17 protein-coding genes are annotated in these 14,006 nt (G+C 42.6%); 16 read left to right on the forward strand and 1 reads right to left on the reverse strand.

Translation table 11 applies throughout. The features are described 5' to 3' along the window. Window positions 1-29: 29 nt before the first annotated feature. Together BQ9856_RS23290 and BQ9856_RS23295 are read left to right on the forward strand one after the other, a co-directional pair. The gene (locus BQ9856_RS23290) at window positions 30-1,412 is read left to right on the forward strand and encodes an ABC transporter substrate-binding protein (protein ID WP_077613112.1); all 1,383 of its coding nucleotides are present in this window, start codon (window positions 30-32) and stop codon (window positions 1,410-1,412) included. A gap of 30 nt (window positions 1,413-1,442) precedes the next feature. Beyond that, complete coding sequence (locus BQ9856_RS23295; RefSeq protein ID WP_077613113.1) at window positions 1,443-3,026, forward strand: glycoside hydrolase family 43 protein; 1,584 nt, start codon at window positions 1,443-1,445, stop codon at window positions 3,024-3,026. Window positions 3,027-3,122: 96 nt separating this feature from the next. Here BQ9856_RS23295 and BQ9856_RS23300 read toward each other — a convergent pair whose 3' ends face one another. Next, window positions 3,123-3,365, reverse strand: coding sequence for an HPr family phosphocarrier protein (locus BQ9856_RS23300; protein WP_077613114.1), 243 nt, complete (start codon window positions 3,363-3,365; stop codon window positions 3,123-3,125). Between the two features lie 186 nt (window positions 3,366-3,551). Between BQ9856_RS23300 and BQ9856_RS23305 the strand changes: the two genes are divergently transcribed. From BQ9856_RS23305 to BQ9856_RS23370, 14 genes are all read left to right on the forward strand, one after another. After that, window positions 3,552-4,523 (forward strand): AraC family transcriptional regulator, encoded by a 972-nt coding sequence (locus tag BQ9856_RS23305; RefSeq protein ID WP_159442077.1) that lies wholly within the window; start codon window positions 3,552-3,554, stop codon window positions 4,521-4,523. Between the two features lie 89 nt (window positions 4,524-4,612). Further along, a complete protein-coding gene (locus BQ9856_RS23310; protein ID WP_077613116.1) occupies window positions 4,613-5,017 on the forward strand; it encodes a hypothetical protein in 405 nt (134 codons plus the stop codon). A 23-nt stretch (window positions 5,018-5,040) separates the two neighbouring features. Continuing rightward, a complete protein-coding gene (locus BQ9856_RS23315) occupies window positions 5,041-5,967 on the forward strand; it encodes a DUF2156 domain-containing protein (RefSeq protein ID WP_077613117.1) in 927 nt (308 codons plus the stop codon). Continuing rightward, on the forward strand, window positions 5,964-7,013 hold the full coding sequence (locus BQ9856_RS23320) for a GNAT family N-acetyltransferase (RefSeq protein WP_077613118.1): 1,050 nt from the start codon (window positions 5,964-5,966) through the stop codon (window positions 7,011-7,013). The genes BQ9856_RS23315 and BQ9856_RS23320 overlap by 4 nt, the downstream gene beginning before the upstream one ends. A 185-nt stretch (window positions 7,014-7,198) precedes the next feature. Then, window positions 7,199-7,924 carry an NAD-dependent protein deacylase gene (locus tag BQ9856_RS23325; RefSeq protein WP_077613119.1) on the forward strand — a complete coding sequence of 242 codons (726 nt, stop codon included), beginning with the start codon at window positions 7,199-7,201 and terminating at the stop codon, window positions 7,922-7,924. Window positions 7,925-7,973: 49 nt separating this feature from the next. Next, entirely contained in the window at window positions 7,974-8,963 is a 990-nt protein-coding gene (locus BQ9856_RS23330; protein WP_077613120.1) for an aldo/keto reductase, read from the forward strand. A gap of 46 nt (window positions 8,964-9,009) precedes the next feature. Further along, on the forward strand, window positions 9,010-9,207 hold the full coding sequence (locus BQ9856_RS23335) for a DUF951 domain-containing protein (protein WP_077613121.1): 198 nt from the start codon (window positions 9,010-9,012) through the stop codon (window positions 9,205-9,207). A gap of 153 nt (window positions 9,208-9,360) precedes the next feature. Continuing rightward, window positions 9,361-9,648, forward strand: coding sequence for a 30S ribosomal protein S6 (rpsF, locus tag BQ9856_RS23340; RefSeq protein ID WP_077613122.1), 288 nt, complete (start codon window positions 9,361-9,363; stop codon window positions 9,646-9,648). Between the two features lie 22 nt (window positions 9,649-9,670). Further along, window positions 9,671-10,123, forward strand: coding sequence for a single-stranded DNA-binding protein (locus tag BQ9856_RS23345; RefSeq protein WP_077613123.1), 453 nt, complete (start codon window positions 9,671-9,673; stop codon window positions 10,121-10,123). A 21-nt stretch (window positions 10,124-10,144) separates the two neighbouring features. Continuing rightward, entirely contained in the window at window positions 10,145-10,411 is a 267-nt protein-coding gene (gene rpsR, locus BQ9856_RS23350) for a 30S ribosomal protein S18 (protein ID WP_077613124.1), read from the forward strand. Window positions 10,412-10,926: 515 nt separating this feature from the next. Continuing rightward, window positions 10,927-11,469: a hypothetical protein gene (locus tag BQ9856_RS23355; RefSeq protein WP_077613125.1), complete on the forward strand. Its 543-nt coding sequence runs from the start codon at window positions 10,927-10,929 to the stop codon at window positions 11,467-11,469. Window positions 11,470-11,563: 94 nt separating this feature from the next. After that, the gene (locus tag BQ9856_RS23360) at window positions 11,564-12,025 is read left to right on the forward strand and encodes a hypothetical protein (RefSeq protein WP_077613126.1); all 462 of its coding nucleotides are present in this window, start codon (window positions 11,564-11,566) and stop codon (window positions 12,023-12,025) included. Between the two features lie 111 nt (window positions 12,026-12,136). Next, window positions 12,137-12,751 (forward strand): lactate utilization protein, encoded by a 615-nt coding sequence (locus BQ9856_RS23365; RefSeq protein ID WP_077613127.1) that lies wholly within the window; start codon window positions 12,137-12,139, stop codon window positions 12,749-12,751. A 146-nt stretch (window positions 12,752-12,897) separates the two neighbouring features. After that, complete coding sequence (locus BQ9856_RS23370; protein ID WP_077613128.1) at window positions 12,898-13,836, forward strand: hypothetical protein; 939 nt, start codon at window positions 12,898-12,900, stop codon at window positions 13,834-13,836. The last annotated feature ends 170 nt before the right edge of the window (window positions 13,837-14,006 follow it).

Below are 14,006 nucleotides of genomic sequence, written 5' to 3' on the forward strand. Positions count from 1 at the left end.
TATAGAAAAATTGTAGGAGGAGGAAGACAATGAAAAAAAACAGATGGAAACAGGTGGCTGCGCTTGCCATAACAGGAGCAATGACCGCATCGCTGGCAGGCTGCATGCCAACAGAGAACAGCGAAACGACAACAGCAGCAGCAACGACGGCCGTGGAAAAGGCGGAGAGCTCCGCGTCGGCAAAGCCGGCACAGGCATCCGGGCTTAAAGTGAATACCACGGATCCCATTACCCTTCGCATGAACTGGTGGGGCGGTGACAGCAGACATCAGGCAACACTGGAGGGCATTAAGGCATTTGAAGCAAAATATCCGAACATCAAGGTTGAGGCAGAATATGAGTCCTTCACCGGCCATGAGGAAAAGGTTGCATTGGCACTGAAATCCGGTTCGGCCGCAGATGTGATTCAGCTGAATATGGACTGGGTATTTAACTATTCCCCGGATGGCAGTCTGTTCTTAGACTTGAATACGGTGTCGGATATCATTGATTTAAGTGCATACGAACAGTCTGACCTGGACTACTATACTACCAATGGGGTGCTCCAGGCACTGCCGGCAAGCAACACTGGCCGCGTATTTTTCTGGAATGCTACAAGATTAAAAGATGTTGGGGTAGAAATCCCGACTACTCTTGACGAGCTTTATGCGGTCGGAGAGGCGTTTGCAGCGTATGAGGATGGAACTTATTATCCGCTTATTTTAAATGAGCTGGACCGGATGACGCTGATGGTATACTATCTGCAGTGTTTATACGGGAAGCCATGGGTAGAAAATAATGAGCTTCAGTACAGTGCAGAGCAAATCCAGGAAGGCCTGGAATGGATCAGTCTCTTAGAGGAAAAGCATGTAATTCCCACGCTGGAGGTCCTGGCAGGAGACGGCTCTGAACTGGTTGATACAAACCAGAGATGGATCGACGGCCATTATGCCGGCATGTATATATGGGACAGCAATTTAAAGAAATATAAAGAGGCAGCACCGGGCTTTGAATTTGAAGTCGGTGATTATATTAAGATGGGGGATCATAAAGGCGGAATGACCAAGGCAGCCATGGTATTTGCTATTCCAAAAACTTCAAAATATCCGGCAGAGTCAGCGGCGCTCATCCAGTTCCTGTTCGGTGATCCGGAAGGTGCGAAAATTCTTGGCGATTCCCGGGGCGTACCGGCCAACATAAACGGTCTTGCGGCACTGGACTTATCAGACAGCCTTTCGGCAATCGCAAATAAAAAAGTAATGGAATGGACTACGTTTAAATTCGATCCTGTGTTTGAGCGTTCTGCATTAAAAAATCCGGATGGGACTTACTACATGGCTATGCAGATGTTAAGCTATGGACAGGAGGACGCAAAAGGCGTTGCAGAGTATCTGGTAAGTGACATTAATAAACAGTTGGAGATGGCTAAATAACAGTATGAAAAGGGAAACAGGTGACGCTCTATGACAATACTTCTGGAAAATCCCATACTGCCGGGCTTTTATCCGGATCCATCTGTCTGCCGCAAAGGAGATGACTATTATCTGGTCACATCCACATTTGAATATTTTCCGGGAATCCCTGTTTTCCATTCCAAGGATTTTGTGCACTGGCATCAGACCGGCCATGTGTTATCCAGGCCGGAACAGCTGGATCTTGATGGGATCCAGCCATCAAAAGGGATTTATGCTTCTTCCATATTTTATAACGAAGAGAGAAACCGGTTTTATGTCATAACAACTTTAGTAGGAAACGGGCCTTACCGGGATAATCAGAACTTTTATGTCTGGGCGGACGATCCGGAGGGACCGTGGTCAGATCCGGTTTTTGTGAAGGGAGCGGAAGGAATTGACCCTTCCCTGGTTTTTGATGACGGGAAAGTATATTACCTGGGAAATTGCCGTCCGTTTCCGGATCAGCCTGAGAAAGGCCGGCACATCTGGATGCAGGAGCTGGACCTGGATACGGGAGAGCTTCATGGGGAACGCCATGTTCTGTTAAAACACGGAGCTTTTATCAATGCGGCGGCGCCGGAAGGTCCTCATATTTATCACATTGGTGAGTGGTATTATCTGTTGATTGCGGAAGGGGGGACTTTCCGCAATCATGCCAGTACCATTTTCCGGAGCAGGGCAGTTACCGGCCCCTATGAGGCAAATCCGGGAAATCCTTTGATGACCCACAGGAATTTAAGAAGCAGTCATCCGATCAACAACCCGGGGCATGCAGATCTCATCAGGCTGCATAATGGGGAGTGGTGGGCGGTCTTACTGGCAACCAGGCCGGATGGCGGAAATTACAGGAACCTGGGGAGAGAAACATTTGCGGTGCCGGTAGAGTGGGAGGAAGAATGGCCGCTCTTCAGCCCTGAGACAGGACATGTGGAATTTTCTTATCCGGCACCGAAGCTTAAGGAGCAGATCTGGCAGAAAGAGCCGGACTGTGAGCCATTTGACAGCACCCGTCTGCCCTATGCCTGGATAACGGTCCGAACGCCCCGTCATGAGATTTACAGCCTGACACAGCGGCCGGGGTTCCTGCGTCTGTTTCTGCAACCGAATACGGTAAAAGAGGCTGTTTCCTGCTCTTTTCTGGGACGGAGGCAGCAGCATATGTGCTTCTTTGCAAGTACGGTGATGGAGTTTGATCCTGTGAAAGAAGGGGAAACAGGCGGAATGGTTTTACTGATGAACCATAAATACCACATCCGCATGGAGTACGGGATTTTTGATGGCTGCAGGGAGATTCGCCTGACTAGGTGCTTTGATGGGCAGGACCGGCTGATTTCCAGGGCTTTGTGGGAGAAGAAAACCATATATTTCAAGATCCTGGTCCATTATCAGGATATTAATTTCTATTATTCCGGGGACAATGAGAGCTGGGATCTGCTTGCCGGGCAGGTGGATGGGACGCTGCTCAGCCGGGAGGTGGCGGGAGGATATACCGGAACGATTCTTGGATTATACGCTTCATCCAATGGAAGCGAGAGCAGGAATTCCGCAGATTTTGACTGGTTTGCATATCACCCGGTCCGGCCGGATTGCTAGAAGACCTGATAAATGTAGTTAAATTTCATAATGAGCAAAAAAAAGTGTCCGGTAAGCCATGTTGCTTAACGGACATTTCTTTTTCTTATGTATGGGTCATGCAGTTTTATTCTTAAGCAGAAAATCAGACAGAGAATCCAGAATGTCTTCATGGTCATTCTTATAGATAATCAGCTCCAGATCTGCATCCGAATAAATGGTCATGATACCGAGAATGGACTTTGCGTCAATGACAACGCTCCCTCTGCACAAGTCCATGTCGCACTCATACTGGTTGACCGTTTTGACGAACGCGGTCACTTCATCTAAGCTGCTGAAACGGATTGGATACTTTTTCATATTACTCACCTCAAAAAAATAAAACTGGTCACATTAAAACAAGCGTATTTGTAGATTATATGATAAAAGGTAACAGATAAATATGTCTAAATTTGTATAAAAACCGTCTTTTCTTGCAAAAATTTAGGAAACGGTGGTATAATGGCATGAGGGAAGGGCATGGGTATCTGCCATTTGGAGGGTGACATGAAAGAAGAGCTCCTGAATTATTTAAGGAATACATCGGAAGCGAAGAACATATTAATGGGGACGTCTTCAATTTTGTCCCATTATGTAAAGGAACCGGGCAGCAATGTGGTTGACAAGGATATGGTGATCGGTCCTGGAAAGCTGATGGATATGTATTGCCAGCCCCGCTGCATGGCGATTCCGGACCATAGCCACAATTATGTGGAATTGGTTTATATGTACAGCGGATCCACGGTCCAGGTGATTAACGGGACCAGGATCCTTCGGCTGGAAACCAATGATTTACTGCTTTTAAGGCAGGGGACCAGCCATGCCATTGAACCGGCAGGTGAGAATGATATTGCAGTGCATTTCTTTTTGCTGCCGGAATTTTTTTTCCATCCGGCCCTGATGGTGGAGGATGGGACTGCCCTGCGCCATTTTATGGCGGGGGCCGCATCGGGGAATCATTCCGTGGCGGATTATCTTCACTTTCACTTACAGGACATTCTGCCGGCGCAGAATCTGCTGGAGAACATGATCTGGTCTCTTATCGGGGAAAGAAAGGGAAGGCAGGAAATTAACCAGGCAACCATGGGAATACTGATCATGGAACTGCTGCATGATGCAGATAAGGTGGAACAGCATGATATGGCTCAATATGAGGAGAAAATCGTGCTGACAGCATATCAATATCTGGAGAGTAATTATCCTTCGGCAACTCTGGAGGAGTTTTCGGCTCTGGCTATGCAGCCGCCTTATTATATCAGCCGCTTATTTAAACGGTATTTTAAAATCACATTTACGGAGTGCCTGCAGCTCATCCGGATCATCAGGGCTACCAATTTTCTTGCATCCACAACAAAGCCGGTGGAAGAGATCATTGCGGAAATCGGCTATGAGAACAGCAGCTATTTTCACCGGCTGTTTAAGGAACGGTATGGGATGACGCCAAAGCAGTTCCGGGATAAGTCTAAGGACCAATTCTGAAAAGATTATGAAATATCCCCGGGGAACATTGACTTTCATCCAATCCGTTATTATAGTTAAGGCAAAATGAGAAGGGGCGGTAAAACAGGATGAATCGGTTTAGGGAACGTTTTGCACATTTTATGATCGGAAGATACGGTGCGGATAAACTGGGACAGTATTTAATTGGGGCTGCCTTTGCTTTTATTGCGGCCGGACTGCTTACCCGGAGTCTCTGGGTGGATATCATAGCTTCCGTCTGCCTGATCTTATGCTATTACCGCATGTTTTCAAAGAATATCGGAAAGCGGTTCGGGGAAAATCAGAAATTTGAACGGATCCGTTTCCGTATCTCCGAGCGGTTCCGGAGATGGCGTTTTAAGTTCCGGCAGTGCAGGGAATACCACATTTATAAATGCCCGGGCTGCGGGCAGAAGATCAGGATACCGAGAGGGAAGGGAAGAATCAGCATTCATTGTCCCAAATGCAATACTGATTTTATAAAGAAAAGTTAGCAACAACATAGAAGGGAAAGATTATGAATTTACAGTTTAAGCCGATCGAGGCAAAGGATATTGAAAAAATAACCCCATTTTATGCCTTACGGCCCAATAAGACATGTGACAGTGTATATTTGGACAGTTATATCTGGAGAGATTATTATCATGTAAAATACGCCGTCAGTGATGAAAAAGCGCTGCAGTTTTTGATGGAAAAGGATGGAGAGCCATTTTCAGCCATGCCAATGTGTAAGGAAGAGGACCTTCCCCATTATTTTGAGGAGATGGCAGCGTATTTTAACCAGGTTCTGAAAAAACCTCTCCGCATTTTTCTTGCGGACGAGGAGGCAGTCAATTATCTGAAGCTGGACCCGGAAAAGTTTGAAATCAGGGAAGAAGAGGATTTAAAGGATTATCTCTATGATGCGGAAGCCATGAGGACTTTGGCAGGGAAAAAGCTTCATAAGAAAAAGAATCATTTGAACTCATTTTTAAGGGAGTATGAGGGGCGGTATGAATACAGGACACTTTGCTGCTCAGACCGGGATAATGTGCTGGAATTCCTGGACGAGTGGTGGGAAAACAAGGTGGAAGCCGCGGAATATGAGCGCCAGCTTGATTATGAGGTAATGGGGATCCATGATATATTAAAGAACTGCTCCGTGATCGACGTCAGGATGGCAGGGGTTTTTATCGACGGAAGGTTAAAGGCGTTCACCATAGGCACTTACAACGCATTAGAAAAAATGGCGGTCATCCATATCGAGAAGGCGGATCCAAACGTTAAGGGCCTGTACCAGTTTATTAATCAGCAGTTTTTGATCCATGCATTTCCGGAAGAACTGGTACTTGTCAACCGGGAAGATGATGTGGGAATGGAAGGCTTAAGGCAGGCGAAGATGTCTTACAATCCCATTGGCTTTGCAAGAAAATACGGAGTCATTCAGAAGGGCTTTTCATTATGATACGGTATTTGAAGCAGGAAGAGAAAATAGAAAGCCGGGCACTGTGGGAACGGGTATTTTCTGAAGATTCCCAGAGCTTTTTGGATTACTATTATTCGGACAGGGTGCGGAAGAATAAGATCCTTACTGCCTGGAAAGAGGGCCGGATGGCAGCCATGCTCCACCGCAATCCTTACGAGGTGGCGGTGAAGGGCCGCATATGGAAGGTGGATTATATCGCCGGGGTCGCGACTGACCCGGGCTGCCGCCACCAGGGATACATGAGCCGGCTTTTGAACCGCTGTTTTGCCGATATGTATATGGAGCGGATGGGTTTTTCTTTTCTGGTTCCTGCCGATCCTGCTATTTACCACCCGTTTGATTTCACCTATATCTGCGATCTGCCTGCGCGTGCACTCAACGAAAAGGGCCGCTTGCAGCTTAGCCGCCGCGCTCTCGTAGAGCAGTCGGCGGAATGCAGGGAAGCTGCAAAATTTGTGGGCAGACAGCTGGAGAAAAAGTATGAGGTCTATGCACTGCGGGATGAAGGATATTACCGGGATCTGTGCAGGGAAGTAAGAAGTGACAGGGGGGATCTCATTCTCCTCTTTACAAGGGATGAGAGAGAACGTCTGGCCGGTGTCTGGGCCTACTATGGTGAGATGGCGGAAAATCAGAGAGAGCTGATCTGTCTCCCCGATTATGTAAAGGAAACCGGGCCGTCAAAGCCGGCTGTCATGGGGCGGATCATTCATTTGGAACAATTTATCCCGGTGATCTGCTTAAAAGAAGAATGCCCGGTCAGTGAGCTGGAACTGCTCATTGATGTTAAGGATGATTTTATTCGTCAGAATGCCGGAGTATACCGCTGGAGACTGGATCGGGCCGGGTCGACTCTTATCCGCATGGATGAGGAAAATGAGATAAAGCCTCATTTATCCATGGGAATCGGTGAATTAACCTCCTGGCTGTTTGGATATTCGGTCCCTTCCGTGCCTGAGGACAGAAGAGCTCTGGTAGAGCGGATCCGGCCTTTAAAAGGCGTATTTTTTGATGAAATCACTTAAAGGTTTATGGTATCCTTCTTGTATTCCGTCCTGTGTTTATAGTATAATGGAAAAAGTATCTTTCGCCGGCGGCGGAATAGGACATGGTGGTTGTGGGCGGGTTCAGTGGAATCCGCCCTGTATTTTTAAGTCCATGCTTGTAAAACCGGGCGTGGGGAGCATTTAATATCAGAGAGGGTGGGGATATGGAAGGGATTAAAACGTTAAGAGAGTGGATCGCAGAAAGCGGAAATATTGTTTTTTTCGGAGGTGCGGGAGTTTCTACGGAAAGTGATATTCCGGATTTTCGAGGAGTGGATGGGCTGTACCATCAACAATATCAATATCCCCCGGAAATGATCATCAGCCACAGCTTCTATGTGAAAAACACCGGTGAGTTTTTCCGTTTTTACCGGAATAAGATGTTATTTCCCGATGCAAAACCCAATAAAGCCCACTTCGCCCTTGCAAAGCTGGAGGAAATGGGGAAATTAAAAGCAGTTATCACCCAGAATATCGATGGGCTTCATCAGGCGGCAGGAAGCTGTAATGTGCTGGAGCTTCATGGCTCCGTCCAAAGGAATTACTGCACCAGATGCGGGAAATTCTATGGCCTTGATGAGATGATGGAAAGCATGGGACCGGATGAGATTCCAAAATGCGGCTGCGGAGGGACCATAAAGCCGGATGTGGTGCTGTATGAGGAAAGCCTGGACCAAAATGTATTAAGCCGTGCGGTTTCCTATATTGCAAATGCGGATATACTGATCGTGGGAGGAACATCCCTGACCGTATATCCCGCGGCCGGGCTCATTGATTATTACAGGGGAAGAAAAATGGTGCTGATCAATAAGACGGTCACGCCCATGGATGGCCGGGCGGATCTGGTTATTAGCGGAAGCATTGGCCAGGTACTCCATGACGCGGTATAGGGGGCTTTGACTGACCGGATTAAGAAAAGAGAAGAAGGAGAAAAGAGACATGTATCAGGCGGCAGAAGACAGATATGAAAAGATGGAATATAAGCGTTGCGGCAGGAGCGGAATTTTGCTTCCCAGAGTATCCTTGGGTCTATGGCAGAATTTTGGGTTGGAAAAGCCGCTGTCAGAGCAAAGGGAGATCCTTTTAAGAGCCTTTGATATGGGAATTACACATTTTGATCTTGCGAACAATTACGGTTTTCCCGCAGCAGGGAAAGCGGAGGAGAATTTCGGTGAGGTCTTAAAGAGTGACCTGGGAAAATACCGGGATGAGCTGATTATTTCTACCAAGGCAGGTTTTGACATGTGGCCCGGACCTTATGGGAACTGGGGCTCCAGAAAATATTTGACGGCCAGCTTAAATCAGAGCCTGAAGCGTATGGGGCTTGAGTATGTGGATATTTTCTATCACCACAGACCGGATCCTGAGACGCCGTTAGAAGAAACCATGGGTGCACTGGCTGATATCGTGAGACAGGGCAAGGCTCTTTACGTCGGTATTTCCAATTACGGAGAACGCGAGGCAAAGGAAGCGGTTCAAATGTTAAAAAATATGGGCGTACCGTGCCTGATCGGGCAGCCAAGATATAATATGTTTGAAAGAGGACCGGAGGAAGGCTTGTTTTCGGCTCTTCTGGAAAACGGCGCAGGCTGTATCTGTTACAGCCCCCTGGCTCAGGGCGCTTTGACAGACCGTTATCTAAACGGCATACCGGAAGGATCCAGGGCTGCAAAAAAGGGAACAACGATCGGAGGACGCTATCTGTCCGGGGAAAAGCTGGAGCAGATTAAAGCGCTTCATGGATTGGCAGTAAAAAGGGGACAGACCCTGGCACAGATGGCGCTGGCCTGGGTGCTTCGGGAAGAGGCAGTGACTTCTGTATTGGTCGGAGCCAGCAGCATAAAGCAGCTGGAAGACAATGTGGATTGTTTAAAAAATCCGGCATTTACGCAGGGAGAGCTGGAGCAGATTGACGAAATTTTAAAATAATCGTTATTAAAGGCGGTCCGTGAGAACGGATGGGCAGGTGTATGGAATGATTTATGAGGTTGGAGATATTGTAAAATTAAAAAAGAAGCACCCATGCGGAAGCCAGGAATGGGAAATTCTGCGAGTCGGTGCGGATTTCCGTTTAAAGTGCATGGGCTGCGGCCACCAGATCATGGTAGCAAGAAAGCTGGTGGAGAAGAACACCAGAGGACTAAAAGGACATGATGGGACGCCAAAGGCTTAAAATGGCGCCACCCTGAGGGAAAAGTGCCGGAAAATGAGAAAAAAGCTTGCTTTTATGAAGAATTTCCGGTATAATACTAAACCGTGACACAAATAGATTCCTTGCTCCTGAAACTGAAAGCAGGGGCCAGAGACCACAAGGAGGTAAAGAAGCATGAACAAATATGAGTTAGCCGTTGTTCTTAACGCAAAGCTCGAGGATGAAGAGAGAGCAGCAGCCATGGAAAAAGTTACGGGTTATATCACTCGTTTCGGCGGCGCTGTAACTAACATTGATGAATGGGGTAAGAAGAGATTAGCTTACGAGATTCAGAAAATGAAAGAAGGATTCTACTACTTCATCAAATTTGATGGCGATTCCACAACTCCGAACGAGTTAGAAGCACACGTTCGTATCATGGAACCGGTTATCAGATACTTATGCGTAAGACAAGAGGCATAATAGATAAAGAAAGCGTGATCGTATGAACAGAGTAATCCTTATGGGCAGATTAACCCGTGATCCAGAAGTAAGATATTCCCAGGGAGAGCGTGCCATGGCAATCGCAAGGTATACCCTTGCCGTTGACCGCAGAGGCCGCAGAAATCAGGACGGCAATGAACAAACTGCGGATTTCATCAACTGCGTTGCATTTGACAGGGCAGGAGAGTTTGCGGAGAAATATTTCCGTCAGGGCATGAGAGTACTGATTTCCGGAAGGATCCAGACTGGCAGTTATACGAATAAAGACGGCGTAAAGGTCTATACAACAGATATCATTGTAGATGATCAGGAATTCGCTGACAGCAAGGGCGGAGCTTCCGGAGAAGGCGGCGGTTATCAGCCGACCTCCAGGCCGGCACCTTCCAGCGCGATCGGCGATGGATTTATGAATATCCCGGATGGAGTCGAAGACGAAGGACTTCCATTCAACTAAATCTAACAGGAGGTAGTACCAATGGCATATAACAAGAATGATAAAGCTGATGGCGCTAAGTTCAGGAGAGGCGGCATGCGCAGAAGAAAAAAAGTATGTGTATTCTGCGGAGAGAAGAACGGCGTTATCGATTACAAGGATGTAAATAAATTAAAAAGATATGTGTCTGAGAGAGGAAAAATCCTTCCCAGACGTATTACAGGCAACTGCGCAAAGCACCAGAGAGCGCTTACCGTTGCAATCAAGAGAGCAAGACATATCGCTCTGATGCCTTATACTATGGAGTAAATCCTTAGTTTATAAGGGGTTACGGATAGGGTAAAGGATTGAAACAAATTTTAAATAAATCGGACGGTTTTTTCGGTTGGATTGGCAGCGGGAAAGAGAGTTCGGTGATAAAGAGGACTTCACATGAGAGTGTGGGGTCTTTTTTGTTGTCATATTTAGTGGATTGTTTGGTTATCTGTTTGTTTTGCCAGATATGGGGGCGTAAGTGTGGATTGAAAGAAATGAATTACGATGGATGTTATTATTAAGATATGATCAGGTTTATTTGATGGGGTAATTAAATATTCAGCATAAATTAGAAAAAGTAGTACCATATTCTGGTAATTCTTATCCATATAGTTTATAATGACTAATTAGTAGAACATTTAAATTTTTATTTATTTTTATACATTATAGCAATAATGGGAAGTTAAATATTAGTGGAAGAAGTAATAATAAGATGAAAAGCATTTTTGGTAGAATTAAATTTATAAGATATAGTTAATAAAATGTGAACCTTACTTGGAGGAGTATGAATGAATGGTCAAAAAGATGCTATAAAAAGCGTAGAGGAATTTTTAAAATCCGATAATAAATGTATGTTGATTACAGGTACACATCAATTTAAAAAGCACTTACTAGCAATGTATGTGATTAATCAGCATTATAAAAATGCAAAGATACTATTCAGAACTAATGTAATGGATAACTTAAACAACCCAAACTATCTAGGTAAATTTATTGACAAGAAACCTAAAATTGGAGAATTCTTTAAGATAGAAAATAATTATTATTGTGCTGATACATTTCAAAAAAGTTCATGGTGGAAGACAGATGATGATTTTAATTATGCAATTTTTTATCCATTGGATTCAATATTAAGAGATAGTGTTAATCCAGACTGTATTTATAATTTATTTAATGAAAAAAAAATAAGTAAGATATTTTTGGTATCATGGACTGATCATAATACAGATAATTATTCTAAATTTGAACATTACATAGATGCAAAAACTATATATGATGCTGAAGAGGAAGATATTCACTACCACAGAAGAGTTTTGAGATTAGAAGATTAGTATAATGATTTTTAAAATGGAATAAACATTATTTAACAAACATGAAGGCAAACAATAAAATATAGCATAACAAATATTTTAACAGGAGATTAATATGTACATATTTTTTGGTTTTCTAACAATTCTAATTCTTATACTAACTATAGTTAGCCATGCTCCTTTATTTAAAATTAGAAATAATATTAAAGAAAAAATAGTGAAAAATGGATTGATCCATTTTACTAGTCAAGACAATTACATAAAAATAAAGGAAAATGGGCTAGTTGGTAAAAAGGCAGATATGGGATTCCCTGAAACATTACTAGGGGAGTTGGTATGGACATATCAATATGTTTCAAATGATGATATGGAGACAAAACATGACATAGTAATAAGTAAAGTAAGAGGTAAATTAGATTCAGATAGATATGGAATTTGTATTAGAATAACAGGATTTTGTGAAAGTGATTTAAATAAATTATATACAAGGCGTGGTTTTATAAGAGATAATGCAATCGTTTATAGAGGAAAAGTTCTCAATTTTAATAAAGTTGAAGTAATTAAGGAGTGGAAATAAAATAACTGAAATGAAATAGAAGACGTAACTTACCATTATATTTATGGGGTAAAGTAAGCGAGTAACAGACAAATTTGAATTTATGGCTTTGATAAGAAAGGGGCAACAGAGATGATAAAAGAGAAATTTGCGCTGGTAGGAAAAAAGCTGCGTGATAAAGGTTATATAGTAAATGTTTTTGATACTGTCAGACAGGCTTCAGCATATATAGACGCACAAGTTGACAGTCAGACGATTGGGTTTGGCGGCTCTATGACACTTGAACAAATGGGATTGTACGAAATGCTTAATAAGCATAATACTGTATTTTGGCATCATCGTATACCTGATGGAAGAACAAGTAAAGAAGTAAGGTTGCAGGCAAATGGAGCTAACATCTATATTTCTTCTGTAAATGGATTGGCCGAAACGGGAGAGATTATCAATATTGATGGGAATTGTAATCGAATTGCATCTATTTTCTATGGCCATGAAAAAATATATTTCGTGGTTGGGAAGAATAAACTTGAAAAAGATTATGACAGTGCTTTGTACCGTGCCAGAAATATAGCCGCACCATTGAATGCAAAACGATTAGGCGTAAAAACTCCTTGTGCTGTTAAAGGGGATAAATGTTATGATTGTAAAAGCCCGGAAAGAATTTGCAGAGGGCTTTCTGTTTTGTGGGACAAGCCAATGACAGGGGAATTTGAAGTGATTCTAATTGATGAAGAATTGGGATATTGATATACAAGTTCCAATTTGTAGGGAGCATGAACTTCCTATTATATTTATTTAGCAAAATGAAATACAAAAAAACAGACAAATCAAAATTTGTCTTACTATTTTATGGGAGAATTAATAAAAATATTTATTGAAAGAAGGGTATATGCGTGGCTATAGAATGGAATTCAAGCATTTCGGTTATTTCACTAATAGCATTTATTATTTTTAGTGCTTCTTTTTTTTTCAACATTGGTGTTCTGACACAAATTTATGCAAGTGCGTTTCTGGAGGAATTCGATGATAAGAAAAAACTTATAAAAGATGCCAGAAATAAGTTATTTGATTTTAAAACTGATGTTCTGAAAAAACTGATATGTCTATTTCCGTATTTTGTCTCTATAATTTTCAGTTATTCCGTATCTCCGCTTGTTATTGAATTTATAAAAAAATATTTTCCGAATATTTTGCCAACAGAGTATCAATTAGGCATTTTTATCTTTCTTTTATTATTTGAAATATTTTTAATTGGAGAAGCAGTTTGGGGAATAAACGAAAAGTATATTGAAAGGTATAAACATCGAATTTACTATAACCGACCATTATGTACTATAGTGTTTTTATATATTTTATTGATTGGAGCACCTAAATTGGACGTCTTAATTGGTATGAAGGAGATGCAGTCCATAATGACATTTTTACATATTAATAATATTGAAACATTTCGGTTGATGTACATTTTTTCAATAGTTGTAATGTTAAATAATCTTTTTATTACAAAATTAATATCAAGATATATAGTTTTGATAGACTCTGAAATGTACATCGGTCACTTGAAAGAAAAAAATTATTACTATTCTTTTTATGGTATGGCAAATTTGCTGCTATCAATTTTAATGATGTTCATTTCCATTTTTTTGGCGGTGAAATATTCTATTTGGATAAAAATTAATTATTTTGCTATAGTGTGGGCGTTATTAATGATGATGCATATAAGTGTTCTAGCAGGGCAGAGAGATTATTTTGTTTCTATAACAAGAAGAAAATGTATTAAGAACAAAAAAGTATATTACCAAGATGTAAATGGTAAAAAAAGATTAGTTGATTAAGAAAAATAAAGAGAATGGTATCTGTGAGATTGTTTGGCCGGAAAATAAAAAAATAGAGATAGGACAAACTGAAGGACTACTATTCCGGGATGGAGAAGATTTATATTTTTCTGAATGGTACGAGAATCCGGAATATCATGAAAATGTAATAATCAGAGATTTGAACCTAT

Source organism: Clostridium sp. Marseille-P2415, assembly GCF_900155545.1.
GTDB lineage: Bacteria > Bacillota > Clostridia > Lachnospirales > Lachnospiraceae > Lacrimispora.